This is a genomic window from Micromonospora sp. DH13 (genome assembly GCF_020873825.1).
Taxonomy (GTDB): domain Bacteria; phylum Actinomycetota; class Actinomycetes; order Mycobacteriales; family Micromonosporaceae; genus Micromonospora; species Micromonospora haikouensis.
In genome coordinates, this window is the sequence record NZ_JAHWGR010000003.1 from 173,385 (window position 1) to 193,490 (window position 20,106).

A 20,106-nucleotide genomic window follows, 5' to 3' on the forward strand; every position below is an offset into this window, starting at 1 on the left:
CGCGATTCCGCGTCCGCCGGACACACGCACGGGGGAGAAACCACTCCATGCCCTTGAACAGCCCTTCTATCAGGACAACCGGGGTGAAGGCGATCGGGTCGGTCGTCGCGACGAGTGTCGTCGCGGCGGGCGCGGCCATCGCCCTGGCCGCCCCGCCGGCCGCCGCCGCAGCCCCTGTGGCACCCGTCGAGAGGCCGGCCGCTGGCCCGCTCGGCGTGGACCGGGCCATGGCCGAGGCGCGACGCACGGGCCGGCCCGTCGAGGCGACCGCCGCCGGCAGCTCCACCTCCACCGTGACCGCCCGCCCCGACGGCACCGTCGAGCTGACCCAGACCGCCGTGCCGACCCGCACCCGCGTCGACGGGAAGTGGCGCAGCCTCGACCCGACCCTGGTCCGCCACCCCGACGGCAGCATCACCCCGACCGTGACCACGAACCAGGTCCGGCTCTCCCCCGGCGGCACCGGCCCGCTCGCCGAACTGACGAGCGGCGACCGCGCGCTGTCGCTCACCGCGCCGATGGCGCTGCCCGCGCCCACGTTGTCCGGGCCCACCGCCACCTACCCCGAGGTGCTGCCCGGCATCGACCTCACCGTCCGGGTCACCGGCGAGGGCGGCTTCTCCCACGTCTTCGTCGTCAAGAACCGCCAGGCCGCCCGGCACCCGAAGCTGGCCACCCTCGACCTGACCACCATCACCCGAGGCGTCACCCTCACCGCCGACACCACCGGCAACATCACCGGCCGCGACCGCGCCGGACAGGCCGTCCTCACCGCACCCGCCCCGACCATGTGGGACTCCGCCACCGGCCGCAACGAGCGGCCCACCGCCGCATCGAGTGCCGCCGCGCCGGGCCGGACCGCGAGGAGCGCCCCCATCGGCGTACGGATGGCCCCCGGCACGCTGCGCCTGTCCCCGGACCGGAAGCTGTTCGACGACCCGACGACCGTCTACCCCGTCTACGTCGACCCCACGTTCAACTGGACACCCGTCGGGCCCAAGATGTCCGGCTGGGCCACCATCTCCTACCAGCACCAGTCCACCAACTTCTGGAAGGACACCCCCGACCTCATCGGCCGCATGCAGGTCGGCAACTCCGGCAGCCAACGCTCCCAGACCCTGGTCAACTTCCCGGTCCCGTACAGCACCCTCGCCGGGGCCGAGATCTACGACGCCATCTTCAAGATCACCAACACCAAGTCGTGGAACTGCACCGCCAAGACCGTCAACATCTACGCCCCCGCGACCACCCTGACCTCCGGCAACGCCACCTGGAACCACTGGGAGGGCGTCACCAAGGGCAGCGTCGTGGCCTCCAAGAGCTTCGCCTACGGCTACAGCGGCTGCGACGCCGCCGCCGTCTCCTTCGACGTCACCAACCAGATCGAAGCCGACGTCACCGCCAAGAAGCCCACCCGCACCCTGTGGATGATCGCCGCCAACGAGGCCAGCGACACCCAGAGCTGGAAGGAGTTCCTCGAAACCAGCCCCACCCTCACCATCCGCTACAACCACAAGCCCAACACCCCGACGGGGATGACCACCTCACCCACCACGTCCTGCGCCGCCGCCAGCCCCACCGTCGTCGGCGACACCTCGGTCTCGCTCTACGCCCCGGTCTCCGACACCAACCGCGGCACCCTCGGCGTGACCTTCAGACTGTGGAAGGCCAGCGCGCCCGGGACGCTGCTGGTCAACACCAACCCGAACCTGCTGACGTACTCGTCCGGCAGCACCGCCGTGTACGTCGTGCCCCGCGCGACCCTCGCCGCCGCCGCCGGCGTCACCGGGACCAGCAACGGCGTGCCGACCACCTTCGCCTGGCAGGTCCAGGCCACCGACTTCCGCACCCCCAGCAACTGGTCGGCCACCTGCCGGTTCACCTTCGACGCGACCCGCGCCGGACCGCCGCGGATCTCGCCGCCCGCCCAGACCACCGTCGGCGTCCAGGCCACCTTCACCGTCGCGCCGCCCGTGGGCGGCACGCTGCCGACCGGCTACACCTACCAGCTGAACGCCGCGCCGCCGGTGACCATCACCGCCGACGCCAGCGGCAACGCGACGATTCCCGTCCGACCCACCCGGCTGACGAACACACTCTCCGTCACCAGCGTCACGGCGGCGGGCCAGAACTTCGGCGAGACCGACACCCTGACCTTCAACGCCATCCCCCCGGCCACGCCGGCGGCCGACGGTGACCTCACCGGCGACGGCCGGGCCGACCTGCTGAACGTGGGCTCCGCCAACAACCTCGCGGCGGGGATCTGGCTGGCGGAGAACAACGGCGCGGCCGGCGTCAACCCGAGCATCAGCAACATCGGCGCCCGGGGCAACGGGGTCTCCGGGAGCAACTCACCGTCCGACTTCGACGGCACCCAGGTCGTCAGCGGTCGCTTCCTGGGCGGCAGCTTCCAGGACGTCCTGGTCTACTACCCGGCCGCCGACCCCGTCCGCGCGGAGCTGATCGCCGGCAACGGCGACGGCTCGGTGCTGCGCCCCGAGCGGGTCGAGAACCAGTTCGGCATCGAGGGCTCGTTGCTGAACGACCCGAACGGCAACCCGCCGATCCAGCTCGCCAACGCCGGCGACAGCCGGCAGGCCGGCTCCGGCTACCCCGACCTGATCGGGACCAGCGGGGACGCCGCCAACGGCTACTTCCTCACCTACTATCCCAACTTCGGCATCCCCGGCGGCTACCTCGGCACCCAGCACACCACCGCGTCGACCCCGACCGGTGGCACGGACTGGAACAACTGGCGCATCGCCACCGCCGAGGCGTCGGACGGCACCGCCATGTTCCTGTGGAACCGGACCACCGGCGCGCTGCACCTGTGGGCCGGCCTCGCGTTCAGCCAGGACACCGGGCAGCTCACCTACACCGCCCGCACCCTCGCGGCGTCCGGCTGGAACACCGGCACGAACCTGAGCCTGCGCGCGGGCGACATCAACGGCGACGGCACCGTGGACCTGTGGACCGTGGCCGCCGACGCCGCCACGACCGCCTGGCTGGTGACCGGCCTCCAGGCCGGCAGCGCCACCGTCACGGCGCAGCCGAAGCAGACCCTGATCACCTCGGACCACACCTGGAAGTTCGACGACCTCGGCGACGGGGCGGTCACGACCGCGACGGACGTCACCGGCGGCAGCACGCTGACCGCCTCCGGCGGCGACGCCTACTGGCGCAGCGACGACCTGTTCAGCCCGGCCCTCATCATGAACACCGACGAGACCGGCACCACGGTGAACCCCACGGGCGACGGGGCGCTGACGGTCAACAGCCCGCTGATCGACACCACGAAGTCGTTCAGCATCTCGGTCTGGGCCAAGCCGACCGCGGCGGGCGGGGTCATCGCCAGCGAGGACGGCGCCAACGCGTCGCGCTTCCTGCTGTGGAACAACACGAGCGACAACACGTGGCGCTTCGGCATGGGCAACGCCGACAGCGGCTGGTCGTACACCCAGGTGGTGACGCCGGCCGGGACGGCGCTCGGCGTCTGGACGCACCTGGTGGCGACCTTCAACGCCAAGACCCGGACGATCTCGCTGTACGTCAACGGGGTGCTCAAGGGCAGCGCCCAGTTCACCGCGACGCCGACGTGGCCCAGCGGTGGCAAGTTCGTCGTCGGCCGCTACCTCTACCAGGGCCAGCCCACCGCCTACTACGCCGGGATGATCAGCAACCTCCAGGTGTGGAAGCGGGCGCTCACCCCGACCCAGGTGGGGGCCACCAACACCGTGCCGGCGACCGGGGCACGCACCCCGTTCGGCGCGACCACCTGGACGCCGCCCGGCACCGGGACCACGGAGACGGACATCTACGCGGCCGACACCGGCGGCAACCTGTGGCGGTACCGCAAGCAGAACGCGCAGGTGGGCACCCCGCGGCTGATGTCGACCGGGTGGAACCAGTTCACCGTCTTCGGCATCGCCGACTGGGACCACGACGGCAACCAGGACATCGTGGTCCGCGACAACACCTCCTGCGAGCTGCAGGTCTTCCTCGGCACGGCCGACGACCTGAGCGCCACGCCGACGTTCCTGGGCAACCAGTGGTGCAACTACCGCCCGTACGGGGTGGCCGACTGGAACCGCGACGGCTTCCAGGACGTGATCACGGCGGGCTCCACCAACGACCTGTGGGTGTATCCCGGCGACCTCGCCGGCGGCACGAGCGCCCGGGTGGACATCGGCGACGGCTGGTCGACCGACTACGCCCCGTACGGCATCGCCAACGTCGTCGGCGATGCCACGCCGGACGTCTACGCCCGGGTGGCGAGCACCGGCATCCTGCGGTTGTACGACTTCCCGGCGGTCAGCATCACCCAGGTCGGCGTGGGCTGGGGCGGTTACACCTCGTTCGGCCTGACCGACTTCAACCGCGACGGCAAACCCGACGTCGTCGCCCGGGAGAACTCGACGGGGATCCTGTGGCTGTATCCCGGCGCGTCGGCGGGCCTGTTGAGCGCCCGCAGCCAGATCACCACCGGCTGGTGACGTAGGGCGACCGGCCGGCCGGGCTGACGGGCCCGGCCGGCCGGTGCCGAGCGGGGGCGGGTCAGACCAGGCCGGCGTCGCGCAGCAGCTTCCACAGGCCCGCGCCGTCCGGCGCGGAGAGCCACTTCTGCCCCACGGGGCCCGAGGAGGAACTGCCCGACGGGGTGGGCAGGCTGCCGGCGAGCACCGACTGGGTGGGTGACAGCCGGCGGATCGCCACGCCGGCCACGTTGTCGGGGTGCCCGGCGGCGAACTCGCGGTAGATCTCCGGGTCGTGCTGGCCGTCGTCGCCGATGAGCAGCCAGCGCACGTCGGGGAACTCCCGCGACAGCCGGGCCAGGGTGGCGCGCTTGTGTTCCCGGCCGCTGCGGAACCACCGGTCGGCCGTCGGCCCCCAGTCGGTGAGCAGCAGCGGCCCGGCCGGGTAGAGGTGCCGGGACAGGAACCGGGTCAGCGTCGGCGCGACGTTCCACGCGCCCGTGGACAGGTAGAACACGGGCGCGCCGGGGTGGGCGGTGACGAGTCGCTCGTAGAGCACCGCCATGCCGGGCACGGCGGCGCGGGCGTGCTCGTCGAGGACGAAGGTGTTCCACGCGGCGAGCAGCGGACGCGGCAGGGCGGTCACCATGACCGTGTCGTCGATGTCGGAGAGGATGCCGAACCGGACGTTCGGGTCGAGGACGCGGATCAGTGCCTCCACCGGCTCGGCGTCGGCGACGCTGAGGCGCACCGACGCCCAGCCGGGGGTCAGGTCGGCCTCGACGACGGTGTCGACGAAGCCGCTGCGGTCGGCCTTCGCCTCGTGCGTCACCCCGCCGGCCTCGATGGTGACCGTCACGTGCTTGGCGGGCAGGGTGGTGAAGCTGCGCCAGCCGCGCACCTTCTCCAGCCGCTGCCGGGACCGGGTGTCGGGGCGGCCGAGCAGCACCCGGCACAGCACCCGCGCCCAGCCGGGGGCGCCGTAGCCGGCGTACGCGATGATGTTGGTCTGCCACCCGGTGCGCCGCAGCCGACGCTCGACCAGGTTGTGCACGGCGTCCTCGAACCGCGCGGCCCGGTGCAGGTTCGGTACGGCCAGTTCGCCGGCGGGTGTCGGTGGCACACGGCAACCCTGCCACACCGCGGCGACGTCGGCCACGCGAGCCGCCGGCTCCGCGACGGCCGCACGGGCGACCTCGGCCCGCCCCCGGTCTGCGGCGATCCGGCCCGGCGCGTCCCGGGCGCGTGACACACTCCGGTCGGGGCGACGACGGGGGCGTTGGTCGTGTCGACAGCTGTGCGGGACCGTGGGCGGTGGCGTCCGGCGCTCGACCGGCCGGCGCTGGCGGCGCTGCTGCTCGGGCTGGCCGGGTTCGGCTACCGGCTGGTCCTCACGCTGCTCACGGTGCCCGTGTCGAACAGCGACGAGGCCACCTTCGGCCTGGCCGCGCTGCACATCGCCGCCGGCCGCGAGCACCCCGTGTTCCTGTACGGGCAGCGCTACATGGGCATGGCGGAGGCGTACCTGGCGGCGCCGCTGGTCGCCGTCGCCGGGCCGAGCTGGCCGGTGCTGCGGCTGCCGGTGCTGGCGCTGTGGGCGCTGTTCGTGTTCCTGGCCTACCGGCTGACCCGGCGGATCTGCGCGCCCTGGTTCGCCGTGCTGGTCGTCGGCCTGCTCGCGCTCGGCCCGGAGCGGGTGCTGCGCGACCAGTTGCAGGCGGTCGGCGGGCGGCCCGAGGTGAAGCCGGCGGTGCTGGCGATCCTGCTGGTGGCGGTGGGGCTGGCCGACGGGCGGGTGCGGTCCCGGCCGCTGGCGGCCGGGGTGGCGGGGCTGCTGGCCGGGCTGGCCGTCTGGTCGGACTGGCTGATCGTGCCGTACCTGGCGGCGGCCGTCCTGCTGCTGGCCTGGGTGCTGCGCCGGGAGCTGCTCGGTTGGTGCGGGGCGGCGCTGGCCGCCGGGTTCGCCGTCGGGGCGGTGCCGCTGATCGTCGACAGCCTGCGCGCGCCGCCGGGGCAGGACTCGCTGTCGGTGGTGCGGCGGATCAGCGGGGAGGCCGGCGCGGCGCCGCCGCTGGCCGAGCGGCTGCGCGGCGGGCTGCTGGAGGGGGTGCCGCTGGCCACCGGGCTGTGCCCGGCCGGCGGCTGCGCCCGCTGGCAGCAGTGGTTCGGGGTGGCCTACCCCGTGCTGCTGGTCGCCGCCGCGGTGCTCGCGCTGGTCGCGTACCGGCGGGCCGCCGCCCGGCCGGCCGGCGACCGGGTCGGGCCGGCCGCGCAGCTCGCCCTGGTCGCGGGCGCGGCGTCGACCCTCGCGGCGTACGTGCGCAGCCCGCTGGCCGCCACCGACCCGCTGAACAACGCCCGCTACCTGTCGGTGCTGCAGCTGTCGCTGCCGGTGGTGCTGTGGCCGTTGTGGGTGGCGGCCCGGCACGTGTGGCGGGGCCCGGCGGGCGCGGCCGGGCGGCTCGCCGGGGCGTCGGCGACGGCCGCGCTGGCGGGGCTGGTCGCCACGGCGTTGGCCGCCACCGGCCTGTTCGTGGCGGGTCTCGGGCCGCTGCGCGTCGAGGAGCGGCAGGCCCGGCAGCTGGCCGACGTGGTGCGCCGGGCGGGGCTGCAAGCGGTGTACGGCGAGTACTGGACCTGCAACCGGCTGGTCTTCGAGACGGCGGAGGAGGTGCTCTGCGGGGTGCTCGACGGGCGGCTCATGCCGGGGCAGAACCGGTACCGGCCGTACTGGCGGCAGGTGGCGCTGGCCGACCGGCCCGGTTACGTGCTGGTGGCCGGCGGCCCGGCCGACCGGCGGCTGCGGGAGCTGCTCGGCCCGCGCGCCGGGGCGGCGCTGCGCGCCGAGGTCGGCCGGTATCGCGTGTACCACCCGGAGACGGCCGTGCGGCCGTGGCGCTGAGCGGGGTGCGTACGCTGGCCCGACCGGCGCGCCCGTCGCCGGGTGCGCGAGGAGTCGTGAGGCGATGCTCATCCTGCTGCCGCCCTCGGAGGGCAAGGCCGACGCCGGGACCGGCCGGCGGCTGGACCTGACCCGGCTGTCCCTGCCCGAGCTGACCGACGCCCGGGCGCGGGTGCTGGCGGCGCTGGTGGGGCTCTGCGCGGGCCCGGCCGGGCCGGGGGCCCCGGACGAGACGGCGGCCCTGGAGGCGCTGGGGCTGACCCCGGGGCTGGCCGGCGAGCTGCGCCGCAACGCGCGGCTGGAGCGGGCGGCCACCGCCGAGGCGGGCCGGCTCTACACGGGCGTGCTCTACGAGGCCCTCGACCTGGCCACGTTGCCGGCGGCGGCGCAGCGGGCGGCCCGCCGGTCGGTGCTGATCAGCTCCGGGCTGTGGGGCGCGGTGCGGCTCACCGACCGCATCCCGCCGTACCGGTGCCCGATCGGGGCGCGGCTGCCCGGCGTGGGGGCGCTGTCGGCGTACTGGCGGCGGGAGCTGGGTCCGGCGCTGGAGGCGGCGGCCGGGCGCGGCCCGGTGCTGGACCTGCGCTCCGGCGCGTACGCGGCGACGTGGACCCCGCGCGGCGAGCTGGCGGAGCGGACGGTGACCGTGCGGGTGCTGCACGAGCGGGACACCCCCTCCGGGCCGGTCCGCAGCGTGGTGAGCCACTTCAACAAGGCGACGAAGGGGCGGCTGGTGCGCGACCTGCTCACCGCCGGGGCCCGGCCGCGCACCGCCGACGGGCTGGTGGCCGCCCTGCGGGAGGCGAAGTACACGGTGCTGGAGCAGCCCGTGGCGGCCGGGCGGCCCCGGGCGGTCGACGTGGTGGTGACGCAGTTGTGACGCTCTGAACTGTCGCAAGATTTCCTCAAGCCTGGCGGCCACGGGTACCACCGGGCCGTCCGGCGGGCCACGGTATGGGGTATCCGACGCCGACAAGGAGACTGTGGTGCCCCTCGAACCCACGCTGCTCGACCGGCCTCGTCTTCCGGCGACCCCGGCCCCGCTGGACTGGGTGACCCTCGCCGACGCGTTCGAGGTGGCCTGCCTGTTGCGCTGCGTGTCCGCGCCGGCCGCCCCGGCCGCACCCGTCCGGGCCGGACGGCGGCCGGCGGCCCCCGCCCACCCGCACACCGGCCCCGCCGCCGAGTTCAACCGGGAGGACGCGGCGCACCGGATGCGCCAGCTCCTGGCCCGGCTGGAGATCCCGGTGCGGCACGAGGTGACCACCGGTGGCCTGCGCCGCCGTTACGAGCTGCACCGCCTCCAGGTGGCCCGCGAGCACCGGGCGGTGTACGCGGCGCTGGTGGAGACCGGCTGGCGGCAGGGTCGCCGGGAGCTGCTCGGCGGGCCCGCGTCGGGGGCGTCGGCGCCGCGCCGCACGTGGCGGCCCCGGCTGGCCGCCGCGGCGTGGCGGGCGTCGCTGCTGGCCGGCGGCCGGCACGTGCGCCGGCACATCCTCGGGATCCGGCTGACCGACCGGGAGCTGGCCGCCGTGCTGGTCCGGGGGGCCGCCCTGCTGGAGGTGCCCGCTCTGCTGCGGCCCGGCGCGGGCTGCTTCGTGGTGAGTGTGGCCGACGGCCCGGACCGGGACCGCATCCTGCACAGCGTCACCCTGGACCCGGCGACCGGGCCGGGGGTGGCCGCCGTCGGCTGACCGGCCCCGCGCACCGGCCGCCCCGCGCGGGCGGGGACGGGCCCGCCCAGCGGCGGGTGCGGCCCGTGGGCTTGCGCGGGCGGCGGTGCACCGCGCAGAGTGCACCGGGTGAGCCGTAGCTGGACTGTGCCCCCGCGCGCCGCCGGCGTGGCGGCGCTGCTGCTGGTGCTGGTCGCGGCGGCACCCGGGCTCGCCGGCTGCCAGGACTCGCCGGGCGAACCGGTGTCGATCCGCATCGCCACCGGCAGCCCCACGGCCGTCTACCACGCGTTCGGCCGGTCGCTGGCCGGCATCCTCAACCGGGAGCTGCCCGGGGTGCGGGCGAGCGTGGTGGTGACCGCCGCCTCGGCGGAGAACATGCGCCTGGTGGGCGCGGGCCAGGCCGAGCTGGGCTTCACCCAGGCCGACGTGCTGCCCACCGAGCGGGAGGAGCACCCGAGGGTCCTGGCGGTGGCGCGGGTCTACGACGACCTGCTGCACCTGGTCACCACGGCCGGCAGCCCGGTCCGCACGGTGGCCGACCTGCGGGGCCGGCGGGTCTCCGTCGGCGCGCCCGGCTCCGGCACGGAGATCACCGCCACCCGGTTGCTGGAGGTCGCCCACCTCGGCGGCACCGCCGTGCGCCGGGAACGGCTCGGCCTCGACGACTCCGTCGCCGCGCTGCGCGCCGGCCGCATCGACGCGTTCTTCTTCTCCGGCGGGCTGCCGGTGCGCGGCGTCGAGGAACTCGCCGCCGGCAGCGCCGTACGGATCGTCGACCTGGGCGAGTGGACCGAGCCGCTGCGGCGCAGCTACCGCGAGGTCTACGTGTCCCGCGACATCCCCCGCTCGGTGTACGGGGTGGAGCCGGTCACGACCGTGGCGAACCCGAACTACCTGGTGGTCCGGGCGGACCTGCCGGAGCCGCTGGTGCGCGAGGTGACCCGGCTGCTGATGGAGCGCCGCGCGGAGCTGGCGGCGGCCCACCCGGCGGCCGGCCGGATGAGCCCCCGGTCGGCGATCGCCACCGCCCCGCTGCCGCTGCATCCGGGGGCCGCCGCCTGGTACCGGTCGGCCAAGCCCTGACCGGTCAGCCGGCGTCGTCCGCGACCGGGGCGTGGGCGGGTGCCGCGTCGACCGCGTCGGGGGCCGGGAACCACAGGCCGGCCACCAGCCCGCGCGGCTGCCCCGGCCGCATGGTGAGCCGGCCGTCGGAGGCGTCGACGAGGACCGCCACGATGGTCAGCCCGAGCCCCGCCCCGTCGACGTTCTGCACCTCCGGGGCCCGCCAGAACCGCTCGGTGGCCCGGTCGAGCTGGTCGAGGGTCATGCCCGGTCCGGTGTCCCGGACCTCCAGGGCCACCCCGTCGTCGGCGCGCCCGACGCTCACCGTCACCTCGCCGCCCGTGCCGCTGAACTTCACCGCGTTGTCGATCAGGGCGTCGAGCGCCTGGTCGACCGCGGTCGGCACGGTCCGGGCGTACGCCGGGCCGTCGGCCGTGGCCAGCCGGAGGGTGACCGACCGGTGCCGGGCCAGCGGCTGCCACGCGGCGACCCGCGACGCGGCCACGGCCGCCGCGTCGACGATGACCCGCTGGTTCTCCTCGCGCTCGGCGCGCGCCAGGGTGAGCAGGGCGTCGAGCAGCAGCGCCAGCCGGTCGGTCTCCTCCAGCGCGAGCCGGTGCTCGGCCCGCCCCTGCGGGTCGGTCAGGCTCGGCCCCAGCTCCTCGACCCGCAGTCGCAGGGCGGTCAGCGGGTTGCGCAGCTGATGGCTGGCGTGGGCGACGAACGCCCGCTGCCGGTCCATCACGTCGGACACCACGTCGGCCATGTTGTTGAAGCTCGCCGCCAGGCGGCGCAGCTCCGGCGGGCCCAGCCGGTGCTGGACCCGGGCCCCCCGGTCCCCCTCGGCGATCTCGTGGGTGACGGCGTCCAGCTCGGTGACCGGGCGCAGCACCCACCCGGCCAGCCCGAACGCGGTGAGCACGCAGGCCAGCACGGCGACGATGCCGGTCGCCGCGAGCAGCAGCCACCACGCGGTGACGGTACGGCGCAGCGCGCCGGCCGGGGTGGTGATGACGACGGCGCCGAGCACCTCGCCGCCGTCGTTGATCGGCACCGCCACCACGACGGGCCCGTCCGCCCACGGCCACACCGAGCCCGGGGCGCTGAACTGCTGCCCGGCCAGCGCGTTGTCCAGCGCCGACTCGGTCCCGGCACCCGACCGCCAGCTGCGCGACGCCACCACCGTGCGGCGGTCCCGGTCGACCACCGCCGCGCCGATGCCGTACAGCTCGTCGTAGCTGCTCAGCTCGCCGCCGAGCGGCCCGGGGACGCCGCCGCGCAGCGCCGGCCCGGCGAGCGAGGCGAACCGGGTGGCGTCGGCGAGCCGGTCGGCGCGCACCAGGTCGGTCTCCCGGGTGGCCAGGGTCGCCGCGAGCGGGGTCTCCAGCGCGACGAGCACCAGCACCATCAGCAGCAGGTAGCTGATGACCAGCCGACGACGCACGGGGCTCCCCTCACTCCCCGCGCAGCCGGTAGCCGACCCCGCGTACGGTCTCCACCAGCCGGGGGTCGCCCAGCTTGCCGCGCAGCGACCCGACGTGCACCTCCACGGTGTGCCGGTCGGCCCAGGTGGTGCCCCACACGTCCAGCAGGATCCGGTCGCGGGACACCGCCACCCCGAGCTGCCGGGCCAGCGACACCAGGATGTCGAACTCCTTGCGGGTGAGGGTGACCTCCCGGCCCGCGACCGTGACGGTCCGGGCGGCGACGTCGATGCGCACGGGCCCCGCCTCGATCACGTCCCGCTCCGGGGCGGCGTGCGCGGCCCGACGCAGCACCGCCTCGATCCGCGCCTGCAGCTCGACCATCGAGAAGGGCTTCACCACGTAGTCGTCGGCGCCCAGCCGCAGGCCCAGGACGCGGTCGCGTTCCTCGCCCCGGGCGGTGACGGCGATGATGCCGAGCTGGGCGCTGCGCCGACGCAGCGCGCGGCACAGGTCGGTGCCGTCGCCGTCGGGCAGGGTCAGGTCGAGCAGCACCAGGTCGCAGGGCGCGGCGCGCAGCGCCGCCGCGACGGTGGCCGCGTGCTCCACCTCGTAGCCGCGGCGGGTCAGGGCGGACGACAGGGCGGCGGCCACCCGACGGTCGTCCTCGACCAGCAGGATGCGCAACCCGCCTCCCCGGTTCCTCGTTCTCGACCGTGGAATGGTCGCAGACGTGCCGGCCGGGCGGGAGGGCCGCCCGGTCAGTCCCCGTGTGCCCGGCCCGCGTGGCCACCCCCGGCGGCCCGCCGGTCCCGGCCCGCCGGGGGTGGCCCGGCCGTAGGCTGCGGGGGTGATCTACAAACTGCTGACCGGTACGGAGTGGGACGCCGCCCGCGCCGCCGGGCACTTCGCTGGCTCGGCGGTGGACCGCCAGGACGGGTTCATCCACCTCTCCGCCGCCGGCCAACTGGTCGAGACCGCCCGGCGGCACTTCGCCGGCGCCACCGGGCTCACCCTGCTCGCCGTCGATCCGGCGGCGCTCGGCGCGGCGCTGCTCTGGGAGCCGTCGCGGGGCGGCGAGCTCTTCCCCCACCTGTACGCGGCGCTGCCGGTCGCCGCCGTGGTCGAGGCGCACGCCCTGCCGGCCGACGTGCCGGCCGCCGACGCGGTCGCGCGCCTGCTGGGCTGACCGCTCGCTATGCTCACTCCCGGCCGACGCCCCGGCCGGGCCCTCCGAGCCCACCGCCGGGCGCGGCAGCCCCCGATCCCGCGCGGACGGCGGCGAAACACCCGCCGTCGTTCCGCCGCGTCCACCGCCGGCGCCCGGCGCCCCGAGCGATGCGAGTTGAAGGATGACTGACACCACCGAACAGCCTGCCGCGACCTTCGTCCACCCCAGCGCCGACGTGGAGGACGGCGCCCGCGTGGGCGACGGCACCAAGGTCTGGCACCTGGCCCACATCCGGTCCAGCGCCCGGGTCGGCGCCGGCTGCGTGATCGGTCGCAACGTGTACGTCGACGCCGGCGTCACCGTCGGCGACCTCGTGAAGATCCAGAACAACGTGTCGGTGTACCAGGGCGTGACCATCGAGGACGAGGTCTTCGTCGGCCCGTGCGCCGTCTTCACCAACGACCTGCGCCCCCGGGCGCAGAACCCGGACTGGACCATCACGCCGACGCTGGTCCGCCGGGGCGCGTCGATCGGCGCGAACGCCACCCTCGTGTGCGGGGTCGAGATCGGCGAGTACGCGATGGTCGCCGCCGGTTCGGTGGTCACCCGGGACGTGGCGCCGTACCAGCTGGTCGCCGGCAACCCGGCGCGGCCGAAGGGCTGGGTGGACGAGAAGGGTGAGGTCGTCTCCCTCGACGTGACCAGCCCGCGCCGCCCCGACTGACGGTGGTACGGCGAAAGGGGGCGGCAGGTGCCGCCCCCTTTCGCCTGGCGTCGCCGATCAGCCGCAGAGGCGGCCGATCTCCTGCCGGAACCGCTCCATCGAGTTCGGCTCGTCCGGGCCGAGCAGGTAGACCTTCAGGTCCCGGCGGGCCTCGGTCATCGGGTCGTCGCCGGCCCGGGTGAGCGCGACGATCTTCTCCAGCTCGCCGCAGTCGCGCGACAGCAGGTACGCGCCCCGGGAGGTGGGGAAGTTGCGGCGGAAGTCGTCCTCGGGCAGGCCGCTCGGGTTCGCCACCACGTACGGGCGCTGGCTCTGCACGAAGTCGGAGACCACGCTGGAGATGTCGCTGATCAGCAGGTCCGTCTGGTTGAAGCAGTCGAACAGCGCCGGGACCCGGCCGGTGACGACCCGGTGGCGGGGGCCGTCGAGGGAGCTGGCGTCGACGTCGCCGCCGGCCGCGCCGATCAGCTCCACCACCCGCTCGTGGACGGCCTTCGCCTCCTTGGACCGGGTGCCGGTCAGCGGGTGCGGCTTGTAGATCAGCCGCAGCGACGGGCGGGCGGCGAGCAGGCCCCGGACGATCCGCTCCCCCATCAGCACCAGCGACGTGTGGTACGGGTCGTCGTCGAGCCAGCCCTCCCACGTCGGCGCGTAGAGCACGGTGAAGGGCCGGTCGGGCGACTCCGAGCCGAACGTGTGCACGCCCGCGAGCTGCGGCCGTCCGATCTCGACGATGTCGGCGTCCAGCACGCCGACGCCGGCCCGCGCGTACCGCTCCCGGCCCGCCAGGCCGGCGACCCACACCTCGTCGTACACCTTGCTGTACGGGTTGACGCTGGCCTGCTTGTCGCTGTCGCCGTGCCCGACGAAGACGTGCTTCATGCCCGGCTCCCGGAGCATGTGGATGTTCGCGCCGACGTTCGCCGCGTACATGGCGGCGCGGACGCTGCCCAGCTCCAGGTTCATAAAGTCCACCCCGGCCGGCACGCAGATCACCGGCAGCCGGGTGTCGGCCAGCTCGTTGAACGCCTCGCGGCTGCGCATCAGCACCACGGCCCGCCGTTCGAGGGCCTCGGTCGGGGCCAGCCACATGTTGGCCTGGTAGACGTCCTTCGCGGGGCCGGCGAAGTAGAGGGCGACCTCGGGCCGGTAGGAGTCCAGCCACTTCTGCACCGCCGGCAGCACCGGGCTCTTGCCGGTGCCCCGGCCCCGCAGCCAGGTCAGCGCGACGATGCCACCGGCCACGGCCGCGGCGAGCACGGCGGCGGCAGCGCCGGCCAGCACCGGCGCGGCGTCGTCCCACAGCGCCGAGAGCACGGCCGCCGGGACCAGCAGGAGGTTGCACATGGCGAGCCGCTCACCGGCGACCCCGGCCGCCCACTCGGGCGGGCGCGGCGCCGAGCGCATCGGGCCGAGGTCGATGTTGCGTACCAGCGCGGAGACCGGGTTGCGCCGGTCGATCATGCGGTTCAGCGCCCCGGCGAAGACCGCGATCACCCAGGTCACGGCGGGCAGCAGCAGGATCGCGGTCAGCTCGACCGAGCTGGGCCGGATCGCCGAGACCACGAGCAGCACGGCCGAGAGGTCGCGGGTGAGCTGCCGGTAGCCGCGGCCGAGGCCGACCTTCTCCAGCAGCGTCATGGTGGGCGCCGACCACCGGGCGAGGGCGAACTCACCGGCGATCGCGGCGATCCCGCTCACCGCGAACACCCAGACCGCGCCGAGGGCTCCCGCGGTGAGCGCGATCAGGTAGAAGAGCAGCAGCACGGCCCCGCGAGCGGCCACGCCCGCCGGTCCCATCAACTTGCCGAACAACGGTTACTCTCCCCCAACGAGATCGGCGACGGGGCCGGGCCCCGTGCGGGACCGGCCTCCTCGTTCAGTGCGGCTAGCGGCGGGGACCCCCGTGTGTCGTCCTGGTCCCACTCGCCCCCAGACCTTAACGCGAGACGAACGGCGAGCCATATTCGGGTATTACGGGCTTCGTCCCGTTGCTACCCGATCGGCCCCCGACCGCGCCGTCGGGCGGGTCGGGGACCGGCCGTTCAGGGCTGCCGGAAGCAGCGGACCGAGCCGGGGGCGAAGCGCCGGGCGTACATCTCGTAGCCGAGCCGCTTGAGGGCGGCCTTGGCCTCCAGGTTGACCCAGTAGACGCAGATGGTAGTCACGTCCAGCCGCTCGATGGACGCCTTCACCTCCGTGTCGGGGGCGATCGCCGTGCCGTCGGCGAACGCGGCCAGGCGCTGCCGGTCGCGGACGAAGTCGGAGTTCTGGTCGTACTCGACGAGGTAGCCATCGCGGGGCATCACGACCCGCAGCCGGCTGCTGACGATGGGGGCGACCCGCATCAGCGTCGACGGGGCGAGCAGCAGGCCCGGCTCGCGGGGCAGCCCCTCGATCCACTGGACGATATCCAGGCGTTGCTGCGGCAGCTTCCACAACGGGCGCGGCGCCACCTCCATGAAGCTGTCCCTGCTCCACATCGGCACGCCGAACGTCGCGAAGCAGAAGATCAGCGAGCTGGCGACGATGAGGCCGACCAGCCGGGACACCCACGGCAGCCGGGGCAGCCGGACGGTGCAGAGGATCCCGATCAGGCCGGGCAGGGCGAGGATCCAGGGCACCCGCCACAGCACCGCGGACACGCCGCTGGCCTCGGCGAGCGCCTCCAGCACGCCCGGCACGAACAGCACGCTCATGGTCAGCGCCGCGCCGGCGGCGAGCAGCCGGGGCGCGCGCCCCCGGACGAGCAGGGGCGCCAGCCACAGGGCGAGGCCGCCGATCACGCCGAGCACGCCCACCAGCAGGGTGCGGCGGTAGGTGCCCTCGGCGTCGAAGAACTGGGTCTCGCCCCCGGCGGTGGCGACCGGCCCGAGCACCAGCCGGGACACCAGCACCCCGCCGATCGGGTAGGCCAGCGCGGCGACGCCCGCGGCCAGCGCGGTCCCCCAGCGGCCCACCAGGAGCATCGCCAGGCCGGCCGCGCCGACCAGCAGCGGCAGAATGATCGCGGACGTCGTGGACAGCCCGGTCGCCACCACGGACAGCGCGGCGATCAGGAACAGCTTCCACCTCGACCGGGACTCGAACCAGTCGGTCAGGTAGACCCACATGAGCGGGACGACCGCCGAGACGAACATGCCCTTGCCCTCGTAGAGCCGGGGCAGGTGGAAGGTGCCGAGCGCGGCGTCCGAGCCGACCACCAGGTAGAGATAGGTGATGGCCACGACGAACGCCAGCACCGGACGGCGGGGCGCCCAGCGGTGCACCAGCCGCCACAGGGCCAGCACCGCGAGCACGGCCAGGGCCGGCAGCAGCACGAACCAGGTGGCGTCGGCGGCGTGCAGGCCCAGGAACCGGGCGAGCGCACCGGCGAAGACCTCGATCGAGGCGGTCGGCGGCTGGGTGCTCAGCGGGGCGGCCACGTTCTCGGTGAACAGGAAGTCCCGCACCGGGACGATGTCCCGCTCGGCCACCCACACCGACTTGCCGAGGTAGAAGACGTCGTCCTTGCTGTTGCGGGCCATGTAGAGCGAGGAGACCGCGACGCCGGCCGAGACGAGCAGCACGAAGAGCGCCTGCCAGCCCGTGGCGGTCGGCTCCGGCGGACCGGTGCGGGCCAGCCAGGCCCGGCGGGCCAGCAGCGCCGCGCCGACGGAGGCGGCGAGCCCGAGGCCGGTCGGCACCCACCACGACGCGAGCCCGCCCATGCCGGCGATGACGGCGGCGGCGACGCCGAGCGCGGCGGTGACCACGCCGACGGCGAGCCACCACCAGCGTGCCCTCCCGGCCGGCGCGGGGTCGGCGGGTGCGGCCGGCGGCACCGGCGCGACGCGGCGACGCCGTACGGCACGGACCACCCCGAGCACCACGGCGAGGACGGCGAGGACGCCACAGCACCACAGCCAGCTCAGGAACATCACCGACGGTCGCAGCTCGGCCAGGAAACCCGCGTGGTAGATCACCGTGAACAACGCGAACGCCAGCACGGCGGCGTCGGTGATCCGGCGCGGGAGGGCACCGAAGGCGGCCCCGAACCGCCGGGGGAAGGACAGCCGCGCGGGGGCGGTCGGGGCGTCGGGGGTGCGCTCCGGCGCGGGCGGCCGCTCGGCCGGGTCGGCGGGCTCGGCGCTCGCGGCCGGTTCGGCGCGCGGCGCGCCGGGCTCGTCCTGCGGTGTGCCCGGCTCGTCGCGCAGTGTGCCGGGCGGGTCCTGCGGTGTCGCGGGCTCGTCCTGCGGTGTGCCGGGCTCGTCCTGCGGTGTCGCGGGGCGGTCGTCGGGCGTCTCCGGCTGGGCCTCGCGCGTGCCGGGCGGGTCCTGCGGCGTCTCGGGCTGGTCGTCCGGGGCGCGGGGCAGGTCCTCCGGCGCGCGCTGGTCCTCCACTGCCAGGGCGTCGTCTGCGACGTTCGGCACAGGGGATTCCTTGATTTCTGTCGAGGATTTCTGTCGAGTCGAAGGCGGACCGCCGGGGCTCGCCCTCGGCGGGCGGCGGCGGCCGGCCGGGCGCACGGTGGGCAAGCCTACCCGAACGCGATCGCCGGCCCGGCCGGCGACACGAGGCCGCCGCCCGGGCCCGCGGGCTCAGCCGTGGTCGGCGAAGAGCCGGCCGACGGCCCGGTGCGCCGGGAGGATCGACCGCCGCTCCGCGTCGGCGTCGGCGGTGCCGGCGAGGAGGTCCAGGAAGTGGTCGAGCTGGGCGGCCAGCGGCTCCCGGCCGGAGACCAGCTCCGGCACCTCCATGATGCTCTGCTGCCGGTAGCCCCGGCCGTCGGGCGTCGCCGCGTCCAGCGACACGTGCCGGTAGATGGTGACGTCCCGCCGGATCAGGTCCGCCTCGATCAGCCGGTCCACCTCGCTGACGACCAGCGTCCGCACCTTCCGCTGGCCGATCCGGCTCGCCGAGACGTTGGCCAGCGCCGCGCCGCCGAAGGTCAGCAGGGCCTCGGCGACGTCCTCCGCGCCGGGCAGCGAGGACGGGTGGAAGTGGCCCAGCACCCCGCGTACGTCGGTCGGCTCCTGGCCGCCGAACGCCCGGATCGCCAGGTCGACGTCGTGGATCAGCAGGTCCCAGGCCACGCCGGTGCGGATCCGCGGCGCGTACGGTGAGTGCCGGGTGACCGTGAGGTGCACCGGGTTGTCGACGAGGGCGAGCGCGGTGAGCACCGCCGGGTTGAACCGCTCCAGCAGCCCGCACAGCAGCGGGACCCCCCGCTTCTCGGCGGTGGCCACGATGTCCTCGGTCTCGTCGAGGCTGCCGCAGACCGGCTTCTCGATCAGCAGCGGCAAGTCGGCGGCGAGCACCTCACCGGCGAGCGCGTGGTGGAACTCGGTGGGGGCGGCGATCACCACCGCGTCGACGCCGGACAGGTTCGACCCGTCGGGCGTCCACCGCGCGCCGTACCGGTCGGCGACCTCCCGGCCGACGGCCTCGCGGGGCTCGACGACCCGCACCAGCCGGGCCCGGTCGGACTGGGCGATGACCCGCGCGTGCAGGGCCCCCATCACGCCCGTGCCGACGAGGGCGAAGCGCACCGGGGCCGTCACGCGCCCGCCGCCTTGCGGACGGCCTCGACGACCCGGTCGACGTCGCCGTCGGCGAGGTGGTGGTGCACCGGCAGGGACAGGCACTGCCGCGCCACCCGCCCGGTGACCGGGGCGGGGTCGGCGACCACCCGGGGGTGCTCCCGGTAGCAGTCGTAGTCGTAGACCGCCTTCGGGTAGTAGATGCCGCAGCCCACTCCCTGCTCGCCCAGCCGGGCGGCCACCTCGTCGCGGCTGACCGGCGCGGCGTCGGTGACCAGCACGGTGTACTGGTGCCAGACGTGCGTCCGGCCCGGCAGCTCGGCCGGCAGGCGCAGCCCCGGCACGTCCGCCAGGCCGGCGTGCAGCCGGGCCGCGTTGGCCCTGCGCCGCGCGACGGTGTCGGCGTAGCCCGCCAGCTGCGGGATGCCGAGGGCGGCCTGCAGGTCGGTGAGCCGGTAGTTGTGGCCGGCCACCTCGTACTGGTAGCGCTGGCGCATGCCCTGGTTGCGCAGCACCCGGAGCCGGTCGGCGAGGACGGCGTCGTCGGTGGTGATCATGCCGCCCTCGCCGGTGGTGAGGTTCTTCGTGGCGTACAGGGAGAAGGTGCCCAGGCCGAAGCTGCCGGCCCCCCGCCCGCCGACCGTCGCACCGAGTGACTGCGCGGTGTCCTCGACCAGGCCCAGGCCGTGCCGCTCGACCAGAGGCACGATCGCGCCCATGTCGGCCGGCTGGCCGTACAGGTGCACCGGCATGACGACCCGGGTGCGCGGGCCGATCGCGGCGGCGAGGGCCGCCGGGTCCAGGCAGAAGTCGTCCTCGCGGATGTCGGCGAACCGCGCGGTGGCGCCGGCCTCGAGGATCGCGTTGAGGGTGGCGACGAACGTGAACGGGCTCGTGACGACCTCGTCGCCGGGCCGCAGGTCGAGCACCTCCAGGGCGGCGACCAGCGCCGTCGTGCCGTTGTTGACCGCCACCGCGTGCTCCACCCCGACCAGGTCGGCGAACTCGCGTTCCAGCCGGGCCACCATCGGGCCCTGCGCCAGCACGCCGGAGCGGATCACCTCCACCGCCAGCTGTTCGGCCTTCTCGTCGAGTTTCACGACGGAAATGGGGATCACAGCACGTCTCCTCGGGGTCGGTGGCAGCGAGCACG

14 protein-coding genes are annotated in these 20,106 nt (G+C 74.9%); 7 read left to right on the plus strand and 7 right to left on the minus strand.

What is annotated here, in order from left to right:
- Positions 1 to 83 precede the first annotated feature (83 nt).
- On the plus strand, positions 84 to 4,493 hold the full coding sequence (locus LPA42_RS34350) for a LamG-like jellyroll fold domain-containing protein (RefSeq protein ID WP_077937099.1): 4,410 nt from the start codon (positions 84 to 86) through the stop codon (positions 4,491 to 4,493).
- 61 nt (positions 4,494 to 4,554) lie between these two features.
- Here the strand turns inward: LPA42_RS34350 and LPA42_RS04340 are convergent, their stop codons facing one another.
- Positions 4,555 to 5,595: an App1 family protein gene (locus tag LPA42_RS04340; protein ID WP_043964328.1), complete on the minus strand. Its 1,041-nt coding sequence runs from the start codon at positions 5,593 to 5,595 to the stop codon at positions 4,555 to 4,557.
- A gap of 162 nt (positions 5,596 to 5,757) precedes the next feature.
- Here LPA42_RS04340 and LPA42_RS04345 point away from each other — a divergent pair, with 162 nt between their 5' ends.
- The 4 genes from LPA42_RS04345 (at position 5,758) to LPA42_RS04360 (ending at position 10,133) form a co-directional block, all read left to right on the plus strand.
- The gene (locus tag LPA42_RS04345; protein ID WP_077937138.1) at positions 5,758 to 7,374 is read left to right on the plus strand and encodes a hypothetical protein; all 1,617 of its coding nucleotides are present in this window, start codon (positions 5,758 to 5,760) and stop codon (positions 7,372 to 7,374) included.
- Positions 7,375 to 7,438: 64 nt separating this feature from the next.
- Positions 7,439 to 8,254, plus strand: coding sequence for a peroxide stress protein YaaA (yaaA, locus tag LPA42_RS04350; RefSeq protein WP_077937098.1), 816 nt, complete (start codon positions 7,439 to 7,441; stop codon positions 8,252 to 8,254).
- Positions 8,255 to 8,360: 106 nt separating this feature from the next.
- On the plus strand, positions 8,361 to 9,068 hold the full coding sequence (locus LPA42_RS04355; protein ID WP_077937137.1) for a hypothetical protein: 708 nt from the start codon (positions 8,361 to 8,363) through the stop codon (positions 9,066 to 9,068).
- Positions 9,069 to 9,176: 108 nt separating this feature from the next.
- Entirely contained in the window at positions 9,177 to 10,133 is a 957-nt protein-coding gene (locus LPA42_RS04360; RefSeq protein WP_077937136.1) for a TAXI family TRAP transporter solute-binding subunit, read from the plus strand.
- A gap of 4 nt (positions 10,134 to 10,137) precedes the next feature.
- Here LPA42_RS04360 and LPA42_RS04365 read toward each other — a convergent pair whose 3' ends face one another.
- Both LPA42_RS04365 and LPA42_RS04370 read right to left on the minus strand, forming a co-directional pair.
- The gene (locus tag LPA42_RS04365) at positions 10,138 to 11,556 is read right to left on the minus strand and encodes an ATP-binding protein (protein ID WP_077937097.1); all 1,419 of its coding nucleotides are present in this window, start codon (positions 11,554 to 11,556) and stop codon (positions 10,138 to 10,140) included.
- Between the two features lie 10 nt (positions 11,557 to 11,566).
- Positions 11,567 to 12,223, minus strand: coding sequence for a response regulator transcription factor (locus tag LPA42_RS04370; RefSeq protein ID WP_043962785.1), 657 nt, complete (start codon positions 12,221 to 12,223; stop codon positions 11,567 to 11,569).
- A 163-nt stretch (positions 12,224 to 12,386) separates the two neighbouring features.
- On the opposite strand from LPA42_RS04370, the gene LPA42_RS04375 reads away from it, so the two are divergent.
- Both LPA42_RS04375 and LPA42_RS04380 read left to right on the plus strand, forming a co-directional pair.
- The gene (locus tag LPA42_RS04375) at positions 12,387 to 12,725 is read left to right on the plus strand and encodes a DUF952 domain-containing protein (protein WP_077937096.1); all 339 of its coding nucleotides are present in this window, start codon (positions 12,387 to 12,389) and stop codon (positions 12,723 to 12,725) included.
- 163 nt (positions 12,726 to 12,888) lie between these two features.
- Positions 12,889 to 13,431 (plus strand): acyltransferase, encoded by a 543-nt coding sequence (locus tag LPA42_RS04380; RefSeq protein ID WP_077937095.1) that lies wholly within the window; start codon positions 12,889 to 12,891, stop codon positions 13,429 to 13,431.
- Between the two features lie 57 nt (positions 13,432 to 13,488).
- Here LPA42_RS04380 and LPA42_RS04385 read toward each other — a convergent pair whose 3' ends face one another.
- The 4 genes from LPA42_RS04385 to LPA42_RS04400 all read right to left on the minus strand — a co-directional run bounded on the left by LPA42_RS04385 (position 13,489) and on the right by LPA42_RS04400 (position 20,071).
- Positions 13,489 to 15,231, minus strand: a complete 1,743-nt coding sequence (locus LPA42_RS04385) for a CDP-glycerol glycerophosphotransferase family protein (RefSeq protein WP_096761617.1) — start codon at positions 15,229 to 15,231, stop codon at positions 13,489 to 13,491.
- Positions 15,232 to 15,476: 245 nt separating this feature from the next.
- A complete protein-coding gene (locus tag LPA42_RS04390) occupies positions 15,477 to 17,843 on the minus strand; it encodes a DUF6077 domain-containing protein (protein WP_077937093.1) in 2,367 nt (788 codons plus the stop codon).
- Between the two features lie 168 nt (positions 17,844 to 18,011).
- Positions 18,012 to 18,974, minus strand: coding sequence for a Gfo/Idh/MocA family protein (locus tag LPA42_RS04395; protein WP_077937092.1), 963 nt, complete (start codon positions 18,972 to 18,974; stop codon positions 18,012 to 18,014).
- Positions 18,971 to 20,071 (minus strand): DegT/DnrJ/EryC1/StrS aminotransferase family protein, encoded by a 1,101-nt coding sequence (locus tag LPA42_RS04400; protein WP_077937091.1) that lies wholly within the window; start codon positions 20,069 to 20,071, stop codon positions 18,971 to 18,973. Before LPA42_RS04400 ends, LPA42_RS04395 begins: the two co-directional genes overlap by 4 nt.
- Between the last annotated feature and the right edge of the window lie 35 nt (positions 20,072 to 20,106).

What these genes read in the sequence shown, in the direction of transcription:
- LPA42_RS04385 (WP_096761617.1), bottom strand. Translation starts at nt 15,231, where the DNA reads ATGGGACCGGCGGGCGTGGCCGCTCGCGGGGCCGTGCTGCTGCTCTTC.
- LPA42_RS04380 (WP_077937095.1), top strand. Translation starts at nt 12,889, where the DNA reads ATGACTGACACCACCGAACAGCCTGCCGCGACCTTCGTCCACCCCAGC.
- yaaA (WP_077937098.1), top strand. Translation starts at nt 7,439, where the DNA reads ATGCTCATCCTGCTGCCGCCCTCGGAGGGCAAGGCCGACGCCGGGACC.